The following is a 16,040-nucleotide window of genomic DNA, read 5'->3' on the forward strand; positions in this document are numbered from 1 at the left end:
GATCCGCCTCATGCTCCGAAAGCTATGTAATTAATCGCGAAGTTATGGGACGGACTCTAAGCGCCCCGTCTAGCACTGCCGGATCGTTGCTGGCCTCGACTTCGCGCGCCAGCTTGCGGATGTTAGCGGCGCGGTCGACGTCGGTGATTTGGTGTTTTTTCGCGGGCATTAATGCTCACTTCGCGTCGGCTCCGCCTTCGCTGTGATATGAATCTCGCCGCTGCCTTTGTACATCAAATCGAAGCAATTTGCAGCCGCTTGCAACCACTTAGCGCGCCCTTCCACTGCCCAATTTGTATCAGGCTCCGGCAGGGACTTTAGAAGCCCTTGAATGAAAGGATGGCGCCCCCGATCAATCTCTCTACTATCTGGCGGCGGCCCTCCAACGGGGCCAGAACCCATCCCGCCGCGGCCGCCTTCGGCGCCTTCTCCGCCAAGTTGCAATCGGCCCTCGCGAATAGCATGCCGGAATTCTGCGGTGGGCATGGCCGAAAGATCATCGTCGGCCAACGCGCCAGAGGCTGCGGCGGAGGCGCTGAAGAGGACACCCGCATAGAAAAGGCGAGTAAGCGCTCGCACCTGGACAAGTCGGATACGAAGTTCGTCGTCGGGATCGCGGCCAAGCCAAGCCCTCAATAGCGCGCTTTCCAACTCGGGCGATGGCGCAAGATTGTCCAGGACGATCGCCACGTCGACAAGAGGATCGTTGCGAAATGCATTTTCCCAGTCGATCAGCCAAAGACGGTTGCCGTCGAAGAGGATGTTAAGCGGGACAGGATCGCTGTGGCTGGAAACAAGATTGGCCGGCTCCCAGATACAAGTTTCGCGGATATGCGCCAGACGCTCCGTATAGGGATCCAGCAGCCCGGGCGCGATCAATCCTGTCTGACACACCCATCGCCACAGGCGGTCAACCATATCCGGATAGGCGACAAATGATTGAAAGGGCGCTGTTGCCTGCAAGCGACGCAGTAATTCTCCCAAGGCCCGAGCCAGCCCCTGGGGCCCGTCTGGATAGGATCGCAGTGGTCGTACCTCGATAAAGTCCATCACGACAACCCGACTTGGCTCATCAATGTAATGAACTTTTGGCGAAATGCCGGCCTCGGCCGCGATCCGCATCGAATCATATTGATGCGGATTGCGTAAGGGGCGGGTGGGACCCTCCACCCGAACAACGTAACGGCGGTCCCCGATATCGACACGAAAAGGGAAGGCGCCCGAAACGCCTCCCGATATCGGGGCAATCTTATCGATCCTGATGGAGCCAAAGGCGGCTCTCAACGCCGAATGCAGCGTCTCCCGGCAAGAGGCAGGAAATTTGCCTATGTGATCCTGATCCATTGATGTTTCTACGTTAGCTAAGCCAGAACGGGCTGAGAAGCATCATCTCGCGACCGTATTGATGGCGCCCATGGTCAGTTTGCCGGCAGAGCTGGTGAGATCGCCTTTGACCTGGGAGCCTATCAATCTGACCGGAATATATTCCTGGAATGAGCGCCCGGATTTGCCGGATGGTTTTCGATCGCTCCAGTGCGGCAAGGCCTTCTCGCTGGCGGCATAGCTTCATGCACACGCGACGGGGTTCTCAGTCCGTTCTGGTGGTGCAAATCTGACGTTTGAGTCCCCGATTTTGGCGCGCGGTCGACGATTAGCGGAACGTCCGCTTTTAGCCCCGAACCCAACGGTAAGAAACGACCCAAAGCTGACATTTCCCTGGCGTTCTGATCCATGGCGGAGGCGCTACGACGATCAGCCCGGTTAAGATTGCGGCTGTTGCGAAGACATTCAGTTTCGACCGGCTGCCCGCGCAGCGACCTTGGAAAGCCGAACAACGCCTTCCCGCAACTCTTCCTCGGTATGCATTTCGTATTTCAGGCCGGACCCCGATTTCACCAGGAACGCTGCGAAACCGTCAGCGCCGCCGAACGTCGACAGATCCGCTCCGCCTTCAGCCGCCTCATGGCCCCGGCGCGCGAGCAAGGCGCCATAGCCGTCGCCGAGCCGCTGCGCCTGGGTCGGGCTGATCTCCGCCTGGAGGTCCATCATCTCGGCGCCGTGCGGGCTGTTCCTCAATATCCGAAAGAACATGAGTTCTTTCGCCAGCATGGTCTCCGCGAGATTCTTTGAGAGCGGCGCCGCGTCGTCCCACGCGGCTTCCGCGGCCTTGAGCGCCTCATCGACCAGGGCGGCGGCCAGCGCTTCGAAGACGGCGCGCTTTTCTGAAAACCGCAGATAGAGGGTCGCCCGCGCGATCCCCGCCTCGCGGGCGATGTCGGCCATGCTCGTGCGCTGGAAGCCGTTGCGCCCAAACAGGGTCGACGCCGCGATGAGGATCCGTTGCATTCCTTGATCAGACATACTAGACATAATGTGACCTTTGTGTCTATTTGGGCCCGCAGGCAAGGAGGATTTCATGGCTGAGTTTGATCGCGTGCTGGTGACCGGCGGGTCAGGATATATCGCAAGCTTCTGCATCGCCCAGCTTCTTCGTGAGGGCGCCTCCGTCGTGACGACGGTTCGCAGCCGTACCCGAGAGGCGGACGTGCGTCAGGCGATCGCAAAGCTCGCAGATGCTGACGGACGACTGGAGGTGCGGGTCGCCGATCTGAACGGTGACGACGGCTGGTGGGACGCCTGCGCCGGGTGCTCGGGCGTGCTGCACGTGGCGTCGCCGATCCCGTCGGAGAGCCCCAAGAACGATGACGAGCTGGTGCGCCCAGCCCGTGATGGCGCGCTTCGCGTGCTGAAGGCGGCCCGGGACGCCGGCGTGCGCCGGGTGGTGATGACGTCCTCGTCGGCCGCCGTCTGCTACGGCCACGGCGGACGGTCGAAGCCTTATACCGAGGCCGACTGGTCGGACCCGAGGGACAGGACAGACAGCTCCGCCTATGAGCGGTCGAAGATGATTGCGGAGCGCGCCGCCTGGGACTGGCATGCGCGCGAAGGTGGCGCGTTGGAGCTCGTCACGATCTGCCCCGGCGCAGTGATCGGGCCGGTGCTGGGACGAGACTTCTCCGCCTCGGTGGAGATCGTGCGCTCGCTGCTGCGCACCTCGATGCCCGGGCTGCCGCGTTTCGGCTGGCCCCTGGTGGATGTGCGCGACATCGCAGACCTGCATATCAGGGCCCTCCGGTCGCTGAACGCGGCAAGCCAGCGCTTCATTGGCGCAGGGGACTTCTACTGGTTGCAGGACGTAGGCCGCGCCCTGCGGGAGCGGACGCCCGAGCTGGCCGGCCGCGTGCCCACCCGTCGTCTGCCGAGCTGGCTTGTTCGGCTGTCCGCCCTGCGCAATCCCGCCGTTCGCGCGCGGATGTATGAACTGAACAAGCTGCGCCCCGTTTCGGCGGAAAAGGCGAAGCGCGAGCTCGGCTGGGCTCCGCGATCCAACGACGACGCCATCGCCGACACGGCGCGAAGCCTCAGCGCCGAAGGTCTGCTCTGAGCGCCGTACGACGCTTCTCATCAGCTCACCTCGACCCTCACCCTCCTTCTCTGTAATTCAAAAGGACGACGTCCCATGACCAACACTATCCTGATCACCGGCGCATCGAGCGGCATTGGCCGCGCCACGGCTCAGCTCTTCCAGGTCAAAGGCTGGAACGTGATCGCCACGATGCGCGACCCGGACAAGGAAGCCGAGCTCACGGCCCTTGAACGTACTCTTGTGACTCGCCTGGATGTGCAGGACATCGACTCGATCTCGTTAGCGGTGGACGCGGGAATCAGCCGCTTCGGTCGTATCGACGCTCTTCTCAACAATGCGGGCTACGGCGCCTACGGCCCGCTGGAAGCGACCCCGCTCGAGAAGATTCGCCGCCAGTTCGACACCAATGTCATCGGCCTCATGGCGACGACGCAGGCGGTGCTGCCCTACTTCCGCAAGCAGGGCGCCGGCGTGATCTTGAATGTCTCGTCAATCGGCGGTCGGATGACCTTCCCGCTCGGCACGCTCTATCACGGCAGCAAGTTCGCCGTGGAAGGCATTTCCGAAGCCCTGCACTATGAGCTGGCCCCGCTCGGCGTTCGCGTGAAGATCATCGAGCCCGGTCGGGTCAAGACCGATTTCGGCGGACGATCCTTCGACTTCAGCAATGACGCCAGCCTGACCGAGTATCAGCCCCTTGTGCAGGCGCTCGCCCGCGCGCTCGGCCCGGGCTCGGGAGCGGGAACCTCCCCCGAGGCGGTCGCAGAGGTCATTTTCACCGCGGCTACAGATGGCGCGGATCAACTTCGGTACGAGGCGACGCCGGACGCGGTGCAGCTGCTTGCACAGCGCCGCGCCGTCGATGATGCGACCTTCTTCGCTGGCATGAGGGCGCGGTTCGGTCTCTCCGCCTCGTAACCACGCTTAGCTGAAACGGCTGCTTTCCGCCCTTCTACGACCATGACGAGGTCCGCTTCCTACCAGAAGCGCGGTCCCGCTACGTCGCCTTCGGCGCGCCAGCGGCGGGTATCAAGTGTCAGATTCTTTCCACTAGCTTAGCGTACAATTTCGTGCCGTTCTTGTCGTGCCCCCTGAAAAGAATTCACGTAGACCAGTACGGTACGGATCGCCTCGCTCCTGGCGACATCACGCGAGAGCGCGCGCGCTTGGGGGACCGCTCCGTGCACGAGCGATTCCACCATGCGTGGAAGGACAAAGAGCATTCGCTCCTTCTCGTCGAGGCTGTACCGCTCCTGGTCGGCGCGTGACAATACCCATCCGAACGTGTCATGCAGCGCGTTCTTGAAGCCCAGAGCGCTCTCCGGAACGGCGGACGAGACAATCTCGTGCAGTTCCGCACCTTCCGCGTGCACATTCACCAGGCCCTGGACGAGTTCGCGCGTGAATTCCTGCAGCGGAGCCGAGGCGCAGGCAGCCGTCGTCTGCCCGATGACCTGCCGTACATCGTCGACGTGTCGGTCATGAAGGGCGGTGAAGATTGCGCGCTTGTCGGGGAAGTACTGATAAAGCGACCCGACGCTAACGCCGGCGGCCTCCGCGATGCGATTCGTGGTGATGGCCTGGGTTCCGTGACGCTTCACCACAAGTTGGACCGCCTCAAGCACCCAGTCCACGGTCTGCCGCGAGCGTTGCTGCCTCGGCTCGCGCCGCGTAAAGGTTCTTTTGGCCGTGGTCATGCCGCCTCGCCGTATGGTGTCGCCCAGCCGAACGCCAACACGGGACGTTTAACAGCGGCCACGCTTCCGGGCAAACCAACCCTAGATTCTTGCATCGGCCTTCCGCTTATCGGCTAGCCCGCCGGCTTCGAGGAAATATCCGACCGGCAGGCGCACACCGACGCCGCCGAATGGGCCGGGAAAGACCCCTGCGTCGATGAGCGGGATGATTCTTGATCGAATTGATCCACAATCATTGCGATAGGATTATTGAACCGCCCAAAAAGAAAGGGCGGCCGAAGCCGCCCTTTGTCCAGAAGTGGAAATGTCCGCGCAATCAGCGCTTCGAGAACTGGAAGCTCGCGCGGGCTTTCTTGTGCCCGTATTTCTTGCGTTCGACGACGCGTGAATCGCGCGTCAGGAAGCCCTCTTTCTTAAGGGCGCCGCGCAGATCGGGCTCATAATGGGTCAAGGCCTTGGACAGGCCATGGCGCACCGCGCCCGCCTGGCCCGACAGACCGCCGCCGGCGACGGTGATCATCAGGTCATATTGGGCGAGCCGGTTGGCGACGACCAGCGGCTGATTGAGGATCATGCGCAAAACCGGGCGCGCGAAATAGACGTCGAGCGGACGGCCGTTGACCGTCACAGCGCCCTTGCCGGGCTTGATCCAGACGCGGGCGACCGCATTCTTGCGTTTGCCGGTCGCATAGGCGCGGCCTTGCTTGTCGAGCTTCTGCACGTAATGGGGCGCGTCGGACGGCGCGGCTTCTGAGCCCTTCAGGTCCGCGAGCGATGAAAGAGTATCGGCCATATCTGTCAAACGCTCCGGCTGTTCTTGGCGTTAAGGCTAGCGATGTCGAAAACGACAGGCGTCTGGGCGGCGTGCGGGTGATCGGGGCCCTTGTAGACGCGCAGATTGCTGAACTGCTGGCGTCCCAGCGGTCCGCGCGGCAACATGCGCTCGACCGCCTTTTCGACGATGCGCTCGGGAAACTTCCCTTCGAGGATCGACTTGGCGGACCGCTCTTTGATGCCGCCGATATAGCCGGTGTAGTGATGGTAGACCTTGTTGTCGCGCTTGCGGCCGGTCAGGACCACCTTTTCGGCGTTGATGATGATGACATTATCGCCATCGTCGATATGGGGCGTGAACGAGGGTTTATGCTTGCCGCGCAGATGCATGGCGACGATCGTCGCAAGGCGTCCGACAACAAGACCCTTGGCGTCGATGAGAAGCCATTTCTTCTCGACATCGGCCGTCTTGGTCGAATGGGTCTTACCGAACATGAAGCAAAATTCCGTAAAAAGAATGCCGGCCGCCGCTGCGGCGACCCGGTCAGCAGCGGGCTTATAGAGGTGGAAAGGGTCGAGCGTCAATGCCAAATCGCAACGAATAGTCCGCTGAACCCCTAGAAATATGCGGCGTTCAAGGATGCGGTATTATAATACCTCATCTTCGTTGCGCGGCGGGATCGAATAGGTTCCTGTCGCATGGGCGACGATTTCCGGCGCGCCGACAGAAAACATCGTCACTTCGCCGACCGCCAGCCGCTTGCCCAGCTTCAACAGCCGCGCATCGCCGATGAGATCGCTCGGGCCAGGCTTGCGCAGAAAATTGATGTTGAGATTGGTGGTGACGGCGAGTTTGACATGGCCGACCTGCGCCAGAATGGCGACGTAAAGCGCGACATCGGCGAGCGCGAAAATCGTCGGTCCCGAAATCGTGCCGCCGGGGCGCAATTGGTCGGCGCGGAAGTGAAGCCGCAGGCGCGCGCTCATCGGCCCAACCGCCTCGACGCTGAAATTTCGCCCGATCCCGATCTGCGGAAATTCCGCCGCGAGATAGGCGGAGACGGCTTCCGCGTCGAGAACAGGCGGCGTGGCGGGTGAGTGCATTCTGGCGTCCGTTGCGAGCAAGCGCCCGACCAATAGCCCGAAGCCGAATGCGACGCCATTTCATTTGATCGGCCTTGCCATAGGTGAAATCCAGACGGCATGGCTTACATCAAGAGCCTACCGATAGGCCTTTCGCGATGGCCGCCTGCGCCGCGTTCGTCGGGGCGTCATAATCTTGCGGAGTTGAAATGGATATTTCCTCCATCGAACCACCCGATTCCCCTACTCCCGCAGATGCGCGCGCGGCCCTGACCAGCCAGGGTCGCGGCTGGCGCGGCCTCGAAGCCGAATTTCGGCACATTCTCGCAGGCCCGACGCGGGTCGCGGCGACCCCGTCGCACAGGCTCGGCGTGCATTACGGCGCCGCCGTCAACGCCGCTTGCCGCTGCGATGGCCAATTTCACCGGCGCGTTCAATCGCATGGCGACGCCGATTTCGTGCCTGCGGGGTTCGACGGGGAATGGGAAGACGATGCCGATTGCACCATTTTGCGCGTTTCGGTGAGCGACGCCCTCGTTCGACAGGCCGCCGAAGATGTCGGAATGAACACGGACCGCATGGTCTTCTCGCCGCGCTTCCAGATGCGCGACCCGCGGATCGAACATATCGCCTGGGCCCTCAAGGCCGAACTGGAGGCGACAATTTTTTCGGATCGCCTCTATGTCGACAGCCTCGGCGTCGCTTTGGCTGTGCGGCTGGTCCATTTGCAAGCCGATCGGCCCGGCGCTTTCCGGCCGGCTAGGCCAACGCTCTCGCCTCCCCAGAAGCGGCGGCTTCTGACGTATATCGAGGCCCATCTCGATCAAAGCCTTTCGCTCGCCGATCTGGCGCTCGTCGCCGGCATAGGCGTGTCGCAATTGAAGGCGCTGTTTCCGCAGACGATCGGCCTGCCGGTCCATCAATATGTCATGCGTCGCCGCGTCGAGCGCGCCCAATCCCTGCTGCATTTAGGCGAAGCGCCGATCAGCCAGGTCGCGCTGGAAGCAGGCTTTGCGCATCAGAGCCATATGGCGCAATGCATGAAACGCATCCTCGGGGTTACGCCTCGTCAGATCGTCGCCATGCGCCGCTAGCGACCCATTTCGGCGCGGCCGCCCAAGGGCGAAATTTCCGGCGGAATTTGCGCTAGGCTGTCCGAATCTGCGCGACCGCCCAGCGAAATCTCGGCATCTTCCGCGAATTCTTTCGCAGGAGACGAATATGTTCGCCATCATTGGCGCAACCGGGAAGGCCGGCCGAGCAACGGTTGGCGAATTGCGCAAACGCGGACTGCCAGTAAGGGCCGTCGTGCGCGATCGATCGAAAGCGCTGGATCTTGAGGCCTTGGGTTGCGAGATCGCAATCGCCGATTTGGGCGACGCGGGTGCGATCGCGAAGGCGATCGAGGGCGCGCAAGCCGTGCAGGCGATCTGTCCGATCAGCCCGCAAATGCAAGACCCCGCGACCGATATGCGCGCTATCGTCGATGCGATCTGCGACGCGCTCGCCATCGCCCGACCCGCCAGGGTCCTTGCGATCTCGGATTATGGCGCCGAACGCGGCGCGGGGACGGGCGTTACGCTCGCCTTCCATTATCTGGAGGCGCAATTGCGCAAGACAGCCCGGGCCCTGATATTGCTGCGATCGTCCGAGCATATGCAGAATTGGTCGCGTCTGTTCAAGGTCGCCGCCGACACGGGCATTCTGCCGAGCCTGCATCATCCGCTGACCAAGCTTTTTCCGATGGTCTCGGCAAGCGACGTGGGTCTCGTCGCCGCCGATCTTCTCGCGTCGCCTGGCTTCGCCGAAACGCCCCGCGTGGTCTATGTCGAAGGGCCGTGCCGTTATACCGCGCTGGATGTCGCGAAGGTGCTCAGCGGCGCGTTTGGCCGCGATGTCGCCGCCCGCGAATTGCCGCGCCCGGATTGGCTTCCGACCCTGATGCGCGGCGGTCTGAGCGCCAATTACGCTGGCCTTGTCGCTGAACTCTACGACGCCCATAATTCCGGCTTGATCGATGTGGAGCCGGGCGCGACGGATATTCGGCGCGGCAAGACGGATTTCGCGGATCTTCCAATCTTTCAGAGGGCGCATCAAGACGCACCTTGATTGCACAGCTACTGACTAACCCGAGCCTTTGCCCCCTGCCCCAAGGCTCGAGCAGCTTGCCGAGAAGCCGATCCAATTCCTCCTGTTCTCTTCGGCGTATTTCTGGTGAATTGGGAACGCTGAGGCTCGGATAGCGAGCCGTGGCGCTCAAGTCTCGCAAGGACGACATGATGGGTCAGGGCAATTCAAAAGCGGCAGCGCTGCGCGTCCGGCTCGACACCAGCCGGCCCGCTTTGGCGATGGCCGCGCACAACCCGCTCGCCGCCAAGCTCGCCGCCGAAGCCGGCTTCGACGCGATATGGGGCAGCGGCTTCGAATTGTCCGCCTCCTACGCTGTCCCCGACGCCAGCATCCTGCCGATGGGAACGCATCTGGAGATGATGCGCGCGATCGGAGAGGCGCAGGACGCCCCCGTCATCGCCGACATCGACACGGGCTTTGGCAATGCGGTGAACGTCGCCTATGCGGTACCGCGCTACGCGGCGGCTGGCGTAGCGGCCGTGGTCATGGAGGACAAGACCTTTCCGAAGGATAGCAGCCTGCGTCCAGGCGGGCGGCAGGCGCTCGTGTCGATCGCTGAATTCCAGGGCAAGATCGAAGCGGCCAAGGCGGTCGGCGGCATGCTGGTGGTCGCGCGCACGGAGGCGCTGATCGCCGGGCTGGGTCAGGACGAGGCGCTCCGCCGCGGCGCGGCCTATGTCGAGGCGGGTGCGGACGCTATTTTGATCCATAGCAAGCAGAAAACGCCCGACGAGATCCTATCCTTTTGTCGCGCCTGGCCAAGGCGCACGCCGCTGGCGCTGGTGCCCACCAGCTATCCCCAGCTTTCGTTCGCGGATATCGCTGAACTGGGCAAGGTCGGACTGGTCATCTGCGGCAATCACGCCATTCGCGCGGCCATCGCCGCGATGCGGAGCGCTTTTAAGCGCATTCTGGCTGAAGGCGGCATCGCCGGGGTGGAAGGCGACATCGCCTCCGTCGCCGACGTGTTCGCCCTGCAGGGCGATGCGCGCATGCGAGAGCTGGAGAAGGCGTATCTGCGTTAAGCTGGGACGCTTGAAGATTGCATTGTGCGAAACGATCTTATCTGGGATAGGGACTCGCAATCTGGACCCCAATTTCAGGTTGAAACGCGATCAGGACGCCTTATGAGCAAGCGAAGATGAAATCCGCTCCGAAGGATGTCGCCGCCCCTGCCCCGTTTCTGCGTCGCAGCGACAGCATGGGCGTGGCGACATTGACGCTCAACGATCCCGGCTCCCGCAACGCCCTTTCATTGGCGATGATCGAGGCGTTGAACGATGCGCTGGCCGATATCGCGCATCAGCCGGACGTGCGCGCCATCGTCTTCGCAGGCCAGGGGCCGGCATTCTCGTCAGGGCACGATCTGCGCGAGATCGCCGCTCATAGGAACGATCGCGACGGGGGCAAGGAATTCTATGAGCGTCTGATGCGCTCGTGCGGGCAAATGATGCAGGCGATCGTCAATTTGCCCAAGCCCGTGATCGCCGCGGTCGAAGGCGTCGCAACGGCGGCGGGATGTCAGCTTGTCGCGTCCTGCGATCTGGCGATTGCGGGACAAGGCGCCCGCTTTGCGACGCCGGGCGTCAATATCGGCCTGTTCTGTTCGACGCCCATGGTCGCCATTGCGCGCACGATATCGCGCAAGCACGCGATGGAAATGGCCTGGACCGGAGCGCTTTATTCGGCCGACGACGCCGAGCGTTTCGGTCTGATCAACCGGGTCGTTCCCGCGGGTCAGGCCTTGGCGCGCGCACAGGAAATGGCGGCGGGCCTGGCGCAGCGCTCGGCCAAGACCTTGGCCATCGGCAAAAAGACATTTTACGAACAGGTCGAGTTGAGCTTGAGCGAGGCCTATGCGGTCGCCGGGCGCGCGATGGTCGAGAATTTGCTGCTTCCCGACGCCGCCGAGGGCATTGACGCGTTTCTGGAGAAGCGGCCGCCGCAATGGGAACGCGAATGATGACGCGTCGGTCGCCCCAATGAACCACGATTCTTATCCCGACGCTTACATCCGCGGCATTCTGGGCGCGGTGAAGACGATCGCGATGGTCGGCGCCTCGGCCAATCAGGCGCGGCCGTCCTATTTCGTCCTCAAATATCTGGCGGGGCGCGGCTACAATATGCTGCCGATCAATCCGGGGCTGGCCGGCGGGACGATCGACAGGATCAAGGTCTATGGATCGCTGGCGGAGGCGCCGGGGCCGATCGATATGGTCGATATTTTCCGAAATTCGGAAGCGGCCGGCGCTGTCGTCGACGAAGCGCTGACGCTTGTCCCCTTGCCGAGCGTGATCTGGATGCAATTGAGCGTGCGCAATGACGCGGCGGCGGCGCGCGCCGAGGCGCGCGGCGTCAAAGTCGTGATGAACCGCTGTCCGAAAATCGAATACGGCCGCCTTTCCGGCGAGATCGGCTGGACCGGCGTCAACTCGCGCGTCATTTCCGCAAAGAAGCCCGTGCTGGCCGGCGCAGGATTTCAGAGACTGACGATCAAGCCGAAATAGTTGGAGCCTCAAGGCGCTCGTTGATCAGCCGGGCGCCTCAGCGTGCGCCCGTTGCGACGCCCGCCAACTCGCCGACGAGCGAGGCGCGGACCGGCCGCCGGGGCGCATCGCCCGCGTCAAGGCGCGCGCCGTTCGCGGTCGCGGATTTTGCCGGAAAAGCGTGCGGCGCGACCTCTTGCAATTGGCGTCGAATGGGGTCGTCCTCTTCCCGGCCGCCGACCTGGAATTGACCGATCAACACGGAAAGCTGTTCGGTCTCCTCCGCCAGCGCGTAACTGGCCGCGGTCGACTGCTCGACCATCGCCGCGTTCTGCTGCGTCACCTGGTCCATCTGGTTGATCGCCGAATTGACTTCCTCGAGCGCCGTCGATTGCTCTTTCGCGCCCGCGGCGATCTCGGAGACGACATTGTTGATCTCCGTGACCTGCGCCATGATCCGTTCAAGCGAGCTGCCGGTTTCCGCCACCAACGCGACCCCGTGGCTGACCTGCGTCGTCGAGGTCGAAATCAGACCTTTGATCTCCTTGGCCGCTTCCGCCGAACGCTGCGCGAGCGCCCGCACCTCGGAAGCCACGACGGCAAAGCCCCTGCCGGCGTCGCCCGCCCGCGCCGCTTCGACGCCGGCGTTCAGCGCGAGCAGGCTCGTCTGGAACGCAATCTCGTCGATGACCCCGATGATCTGGCTGATCTGCTGCGAGGACTTCTCGATGGCGCCCATCGCGGCGACCGCTTTGCGGATGACTTCCCCGCTCTTTTGCGCGTCGCCCTGGGCTGTCGCCACCACCTTGCGGGCGTGGATCGTGCTTTCAGCCGCCTTCCTGACCGTCGCGGTGACCTGATCGAGCGTCGCCGCCGTTTCCTCGAGGCTCGCCGCCTGCTGCTCGGTGCGCCGCGACAGATCAGCCGTCGCCGCCGAAATTTCCTGCGATCCCGAATGGATCGCATCGGCGCTTCCAACGACGCCGAGCATCGCTTCTTCAAGTTGCGAAATCGCCGCGTTGAAATCCATCTGAAGCTTGCGATAGGCGTCGGGAATGTCGCGCGACATGCGGTAGGTCAGGTCCTTGGCCGCCAATCTCGACAATCCCGCGCCGACCGAATCAGCGACAGTCGCGCGCTCCCGCGCGATCGCTTCGCGTTGCCCCTGCTCGTTGCGATTGCGTTCGTCATCCGCATGAAGGCGCTGTTTCGCTGCCTCTTCCTCGAGACGAGCCTTTTCGATCGCCGCATCCCGAAACACCAGGATCGCTTTGGCCATCTCGCCGATTTCATTCCGGTCCGCGGCATTGGCGAGCGACACATTCAGATCGCCCGTCGCGAGCGATTTCATGACGCGGGTCAGCTTGATGATGGGCTGGCCGATGCTCCTGGTGAACACTAATGAAAGCAAAATTCCCAATGTGATGCCAGCGCTTCCAGCCCAAAAGATCAGCGTCTGGACATAGCTCGCCGATTCCTTGGCTTCGGCCACCGTCGCTTCGGAGGCGTTCCGATATTGCGTCGACAGCTCCTCTCCCAGCATTGTCATTGAATCTTCGATCTTGGCCGCGTCGGCGGTCGCGGCTTTGATCGCGTCGGCGCTCAGGCTGCCGTCCTGCTGCTGCGCGAAGCGCAAGCGGTTCGCCAGCTTCCGGTAGCCTTTGACCAATTCAGACATTTTTTGCGCGTTGCCGTGGAGCTCCGCATCGGTGGTGCTCGCGAGCAGATCGTCCAGCCATTCGTCAGCGACCGCAAAGCCTTCGCCGGACTTATTCCAGTGCTTTGAATCGCCCGATCCAAGCGCGATCCAGAAATGCATCCGCGCCTCGAATACGCGCTTTTCGACGCGCTGTTCCAGAACCTCGTCGCCCTTCAATTTTGTAACGTTCTCAAGGGCGTCCTTGGATCGCATGCTGCTGATGGTCGCCAGAGCGCTGATCCCGATCAGCAGCAGGAGAATCGCGCTAAACCCAATCAACAGCTTCGACGCGATTTTCAGCCGACTGAACATGGTGACTCCGAGATTGGCGCATCGCCGAGGAATGAGCAGAATGTCATTGTGCAAAAATGAGAGGTGGAGCACACACATTCCGGAGCGAAGCCGGGAGAACGTACGGCGTCATGCCCTCGATCCGCCGCATGCGCGCGGCGGAATCGACACGTCATGGCGATGATCATAGTGAACGAAGGTTAACCGAATATCAGCGCGGCCAGCGGGCTGCTCAAAAAGCGGTCAAATATGCTCGCAAAGCGTCCGGCTGGGCCCGAGCGCCTCTCCCTCAAGCGGCCGCGGCGCACGCCTGATTGCGCCGAAAATTCGCAATTTCATTGACTTTGCGCGAAATGGCCCTATAGCTGCCCGCGCCGAGAGCCCTTGCGCGGGTCCGGCGTTGCGTGGCGCGAAGAGCGCGCCCTCCCATGAATAGCGCTATCGGCGCGCGGCGCGCTTCAAGCGCTCAAAGCGCCTCATCTAGGCAGAACAAATGAAGTTTAATGAACTCGGCCTGAGCGAGAAAGTGCTCAAAGCCGTCGAATCGTCGGGATATGACACGCCGACGCCCATCCAGGAACAAGCCATTCCCCACGCCCTTGAGGGCCGCGATGTGCTGGGCATAGCCCAGACAGGCACCGGCAAGACAGCCGCCTTTACCTTGCCCATGCTTTCGCGGCTGGAAAAAGGGCGCGCCCGGGCGCGCATGCCGCGCACGCTGATCCTTGAGCCGACGCGCGAACTCGCCGCGCAGGTCGAGGAAGCCTTCGCCAAATATGGCGTCAATCACAAACTCAATCTCGCGCTGCTGATCGGCGGCGTCTCGTTCGGCGATCAAGAAGCCAAGATCATGCGCGGCGCCGACGTCCTCATCGCGACGCCCGGCCGTCTGCTCGACTTTGTCGAACGCGGCAAGTTGCTGCTGACCGGCATTGAAATCCTGGTCATCGACGAAGCCGATCGCATGCTCGACATGGGCTTCATTCCCGATATCGAGCGCATCTGCAAGCTGGTGCCGTTCACACGCCAGACCTTGTTTTTCTCGGCAACGATGCCCCCGGAAATCACCCGTCTCGTCGACACGTTCCTGCATAATCCCATTCGCATCGAAGTCGCTCGCGCCGCCTCGACGGCGGCGGGGATCACGCAAACGCTCGTGCGTTCGGGTTCATCGCCGGAAGAGAAGCGCGCGAGTTTACGCAAGATCATTCGCGGCGCCGAGAACTTCAAGAACGCCATCATCTTCTGCAATCGCAAGCGCGACGTCGCGGTCGTTTATCGCTCGCTGGAGAAGCACGGCTTTTCCGTCGCCGCGCTGCATGGCGATCTTGATCAGCGCACGCGCATGGCCGCGCTCGACGCCTTCCGCAATGACCAGGTGCAATTGCTCGTTTGCTCGGATGTGGCGGCGCGTGGGCTCGATATTCCCGACGTCAGCCATGTCATCAATTACGATCCGCCGCATCATGCCGAAGATTATGTGCATCGGATCGGCCGCACGGGGCGCGCGGGCAAGCTCGGCGCGGCGCTGACCATCGTTTCGCGCGCCGATGCGCGCGCCATCGACGACATCGAAAAACTGATCGAACGCAAGATCGATTGGCAGGTCGGCGGCGAAGAACCCAACGTCGAAGAGACTGTGGCGGAACCGCGGGAGGAACGCAGCCCGCGACGCGGCCGCGAACGCGGCGGCCGGTCGACCAGCGGCGAGCCGCGCCGCCATCGCGCCGAGCGGCCCGCCGCGATCGAGGCCAGCCCGGAATCTGAAAGTCATGAGCCTCGGCGCCAGGAGCGCCATCGCCCGCCGCAATCGGAGAAGACGGAGGCGGTTCACGCCCCGCGCGAGGCCCGCCAACATCGCCAGCCGGTTCGACCGGGCGACGCCAGCCGGCCGCCGCGCGAAAGCGCCGCGCCGCATCGCGGCGCTGACGATTCGGATGCGCGGATCGTCGGCATGGGCGATCATGTGCCTAGTTTTCTCCTCCGCGCCGTCAAACTGCCGCCGGTCAAGGTCGAAGCGGAGGAATAGCGCTCAGGCGCGCTTGTTTCGCATCGCCTTGGAGACGTCCAAACTCTTGGCTTTCGACAGGCGCGCATATTCGGGCGACTCGCGCGGATAGATCGCCAGTCTGCCGTCCTGGTCATAATGGGCGCCCCAGCCATAGCTTTTGGTCAAGGGCGATGCGCGCATGCAGGCGTGCGGTTTCTGGAAAAGCGCGGCGCGGATTTCATCGCCGCGCGCCTGACGCTCCTCATCGGAAATTTTGCTTCGCGCCAGATGAACTTCGAAGATGAGATCTTCGAGCGTGTGCCGGTAGGGATGCGCGGACAGAAGTTCGTATTCGAGAACAGCGACCGTGGATTTTCCGCCCTTTCGCGCGGGAGCAACGCCGCGCGGAGCTGGGCAATCATCGGCGACCACGACAAATGCATTGGTGATGTGCGTCGCCATT

Annotated in this window: 16 protein-coding genes; 8 read left to right on the top strand and 8 right to left on the bottom strand. The window is 62.6% G+C overall.

Features of this window, described 5'->3' with window-relative positions:
- Positions 1-168 precede the first annotated feature (168 nt).
- Together GSQ90_RS24250 and GSQ90_RS24255 are read right to left on the bottom strand one after the other, a co-directional pair.
- Positions 169-1,344 carry a phosphotransferase gene (locus tag GSQ90_RS24250; protein WP_158817549.1) on the bottom strand — a complete coding sequence of 392 codons (1,176 nt, stop codon included), beginning with the start codon at positions 1,342-1,344 and terminating at the stop codon, positions 169-171.
- 444 nt (positions 1,345-1,788) lie between these two features.
- Entirely contained in the window at positions 1,789-2,346 is a 558-nt protein-coding gene (locus tag GSQ90_RS24255) for a TetR/AcrR family transcriptional regulator (protein ID WP_158817550.1), read from the bottom strand.
- Positions 2,347-2,416: 70 nt separating this feature from the next.
- On the opposite strand from GSQ90_RS24255, the gene GSQ90_RS24260 reads away from it, so the two are divergent.
- Positions 2,417-3,445 (top strand): aldehyde reductase, encoded by a 1,029-nt coding sequence (locus GSQ90_RS24260; protein WP_158817551.1) that lies wholly within the window; start codon positions 2,417-2,419, stop codon positions 3,443-3,445.
- A 75-nt stretch (positions 3,446-3,520) separates the two neighbouring features.
- Positions 3,521-4,345 (top strand): SDR family oxidoreductase, encoded by an 825-nt coding sequence (locus tag GSQ90_RS24265; protein WP_158817552.1) that lies wholly within the window; start codon positions 3,521-3,523, stop codon positions 4,343-4,345.
- Between the two features lie 137 nt (positions 4,346-4,482).
- Here GSQ90_RS24265 and GSQ90_RS24270 read toward each other — a convergent pair whose 3' ends face one another.
- From GSQ90_RS24270 to GSQ90_RS24285, 4 genes are all read right to left on the bottom strand, one after another.
- Positions 4,483-5,124: a TetR/AcrR family transcriptional regulator gene (locus GSQ90_RS24270; protein ID WP_158817553.1), complete on the bottom strand. Its 642-nt coding sequence runs from the start codon at positions 5,122-5,124 to the stop codon at positions 4,483-4,485.
- Between the two features lie 316 nt (positions 5,125-5,440).
- Entirely contained in the window at positions 5,441-5,917 is a 477-nt protein-coding gene (gene rpsI / locus GSQ90_RS24275) for a 30S ribosomal protein S9 (RefSeq protein WP_158817554.1), read from the bottom strand.
- 5 nt (positions 5,918-5,922) lie between these two features.
- Positions 5,923-6,393, bottom strand: a complete 471-nt coding sequence (gene rplM, locus GSQ90_RS24280) for a 50S ribosomal protein L13 (RefSeq protein ID WP_158817701.1) — start codon at positions 6,391-6,393, stop codon at positions 5,923-5,925.
- 153 nt (positions 6,394-6,546) lie between these two features.
- The gene (locus GSQ90_RS24285) at positions 6,547-7,002 is read right to left on the bottom strand and encodes a PaaI family thioesterase (RefSeq protein WP_158817555.1); all 456 of its coding nucleotides are present in this window, start codon (positions 7,000-7,002) and stop codon (positions 6,547-6,549) included.
- Between the two features lie 188 nt (positions 7,003-7,190).
- On the opposite strand from GSQ90_RS24285, the gene GSQ90_RS24290 reads away from it, so the two are divergent.
- The 5 genes from GSQ90_RS24290 to GSQ90_RS24310 all read left to right on the top strand — a co-directional run bounded on the left by GSQ90_RS24290 (position 7,191) and on the right by GSQ90_RS24310 (position 11,618).
- Positions 7,191-8,075, top strand: coding sequence for a helix-turn-helix domain-containing protein (locus GSQ90_RS24290; protein WP_158817556.1), 885 nt, complete (start codon positions 7,191-7,193; stop codon positions 8,073-8,075).
- Between the two features lie 127 nt (positions 8,076-8,202).
- Entirely contained in the window at positions 8,203-9,090 is an 888-nt protein-coding gene (locus GSQ90_RS24295) for an NAD(P)H-binding protein (protein WP_158817557.1), read from the top strand.
- A gap of 140 nt (positions 9,091-9,230) precedes the next feature.
- A complete protein-coding gene (locus GSQ90_RS24300; RefSeq protein ID WP_246731752.1) occupies positions 9,231-10,136 on the top strand; it encodes a phosphonopyruvate hydrolase in 906 nt (301 codons plus the stop codon).
- Between the two features lie 116 nt (positions 10,137-10,252).
- Positions 10,253-11,074: an enoyl-CoA hydratase gene (locus GSQ90_RS24305; RefSeq protein ID WP_158817558.1), complete on the top strand. Its 822-nt coding sequence runs from the start codon at positions 10,253-10,255 to the stop codon at positions 11,072-11,074.
- A gap of 19 nt (positions 11,075-11,093) precedes the next feature.
- Positions 11,094-11,618 (top strand): CoA-binding protein, encoded by a 525-nt coding sequence (locus GSQ90_RS24310; protein WP_158817559.1) that lies wholly within the window; start codon positions 11,094-11,096, stop codon positions 11,616-11,618.
- 37 nt (positions 11,619-11,655) lie between these two features.
- Here the strand turns inward: GSQ90_RS24310 and GSQ90_RS24315 are convergent, their stop codons facing one another.
- Positions 11,656-13,608 carry a methyl-accepting chemotaxis protein gene (locus tag GSQ90_RS24315; protein ID WP_158817560.1) on the bottom strand — a complete coding sequence of 651 codons (1,953 nt, stop codon included), beginning with the start codon at positions 13,606-13,608 and terminating at the stop codon, positions 11,656-11,658.
- 472 nt (positions 13,609-14,080) lie between these two features.
- Between GSQ90_RS24315 and GSQ90_RS24320 the strand changes: the two genes are divergently transcribed.
- On the top strand, positions 14,081-15,616 hold the full coding sequence (locus GSQ90_RS24320) for a DEAD/DEAH box helicase (protein ID WP_158817561.1): 1,536 nt from the start codon (positions 14,081-14,083) through the stop codon (positions 15,614-15,616).
- Positions 15,617-15,619: 3 nt separating this feature from the next.
- Here GSQ90_RS24320 and GSQ90_RS24325 read toward each other — a convergent pair whose 3' ends face one another.
- The gene (locus GSQ90_RS24325) at positions 15,620-16,039 is read right to left on the bottom strand and encodes a DUF6157 family protein (protein ID WP_158817562.1); all 420 of its coding nucleotides are present in this window, start codon (positions 16,037-16,039) and stop codon (positions 15,620-15,622) included.
- Position 16,040 lies beyond the last annotated feature (1 nt).

Source organism: Methylocapsa sp. S129, assembly GCF_009765995.1.
Taxonomy (GTDB): domain Bacteria; phylum Pseudomonadota; class Alphaproteobacteria; order Rhizobiales; family Beijerinckiaceae; genus Roseiarcus.

Bases quoted from the DNA above. Each gene is read 5' to 3' on its own strand.
- GSQ90_RS24320 (WP_158817561.1), top strand. From the start codon at position 14,081: ATGAAGTTTAATGAACTCGGCCTGAGCGAGAAAGTGCTCAAAGCCGTC.
- GSQ90_RS24310 (WP_158817559.1), top strand. From the start codon at position 11,094: ATGAACCACGATTCTTATCCCGACGCTTACATCCGCGGCATTCTGGGC.
- GSQ90_RS24305 (WP_158817558.1), top strand. From the start codon at position 10,253: ATGAAATCCGCTCCGAAGGATGTCGCCGCCCCTGCCCCGTTTCTGCGT.
- GSQ90_RS24270 (WP_158817553.1), bottom strand. From the start codon at position 5,124: ATGACCACGGCCAAAAGAACCTTTACGCGGCGCGAGCCGAGGCAGCAA.
- GSQ90_RS24315 (WP_158817560.1), bottom strand. From the start codon at position 13,608: ATGTTCAGTCGGCTGAAAATCGCGTCGAAGCTGTTGATTGGGTTTAGC.
- rpsI (WP_158817554.1), bottom strand. From the start codon at position 5,917: ATGGCCGATACTCTTTCATCGCTCGCGGACCTGAAGGGCTCAGAAGCC.
- GSQ90_RS24325 (WP_158817562.1), bottom strand. From the start codon at position 16,039: ATGGCGACGCACATCACCAATGCATTTGTCGTGGTCGCCGATGATTGC.
- GSQ90_RS24290 (WP_158817556.1), top strand. From the start codon at position 7,191: ATGGATATTTCCTCCATCGAACCACCCGATTCCCCTACTCCCGCAGAT.
- GSQ90_RS24295 (WP_158817557.1), top strand. From the start codon at position 8,203: ATGTTCGCCATCATTGGCGCAACCGGGAAGGCCGGCCGAGCAACGGTT.
- GSQ90_RS24260 (WP_158817551.1), top strand. From the start codon at position 2,417: ATGGCTGAGTTTGATCGCGTGCTGGTGACCGGCGGGTCAGGATATATC.
- GSQ90_RS24250 (WP_158817549.1), bottom strand. From the start codon at position 1,344: ATGGATCAGGATCACATAGGCAAATTTCCTGCCTCTTGCCGGGAGACG.
- GSQ90_RS24265 (WP_158817552.1), top strand. From the start codon at position 3,521: ATGACCAACACTATCCTGATCACCGGCGCATCGAGCGGCATTGGCCGC.
- rplM (WP_158817701.1), bottom strand. From the start codon at position 6,393: ATGTTCGGTAAGACCCATTCGACCAAGACGGCCGATGTCGAGAAGAAA.
- GSQ90_RS24285 (WP_158817555.1), bottom strand. From the start codon at position 7,002: ATGCACTCACCCGCCACGCCGCCTGTTCTCGACGCGGAAGCCGTCTCC.
- GSQ90_RS24255 (WP_158817550.1), bottom strand. From the start codon at position 2,346: ATGCAACGGATCCTCATCGCGGCGTCGACCCTGTTTGGGCGCAACGGC.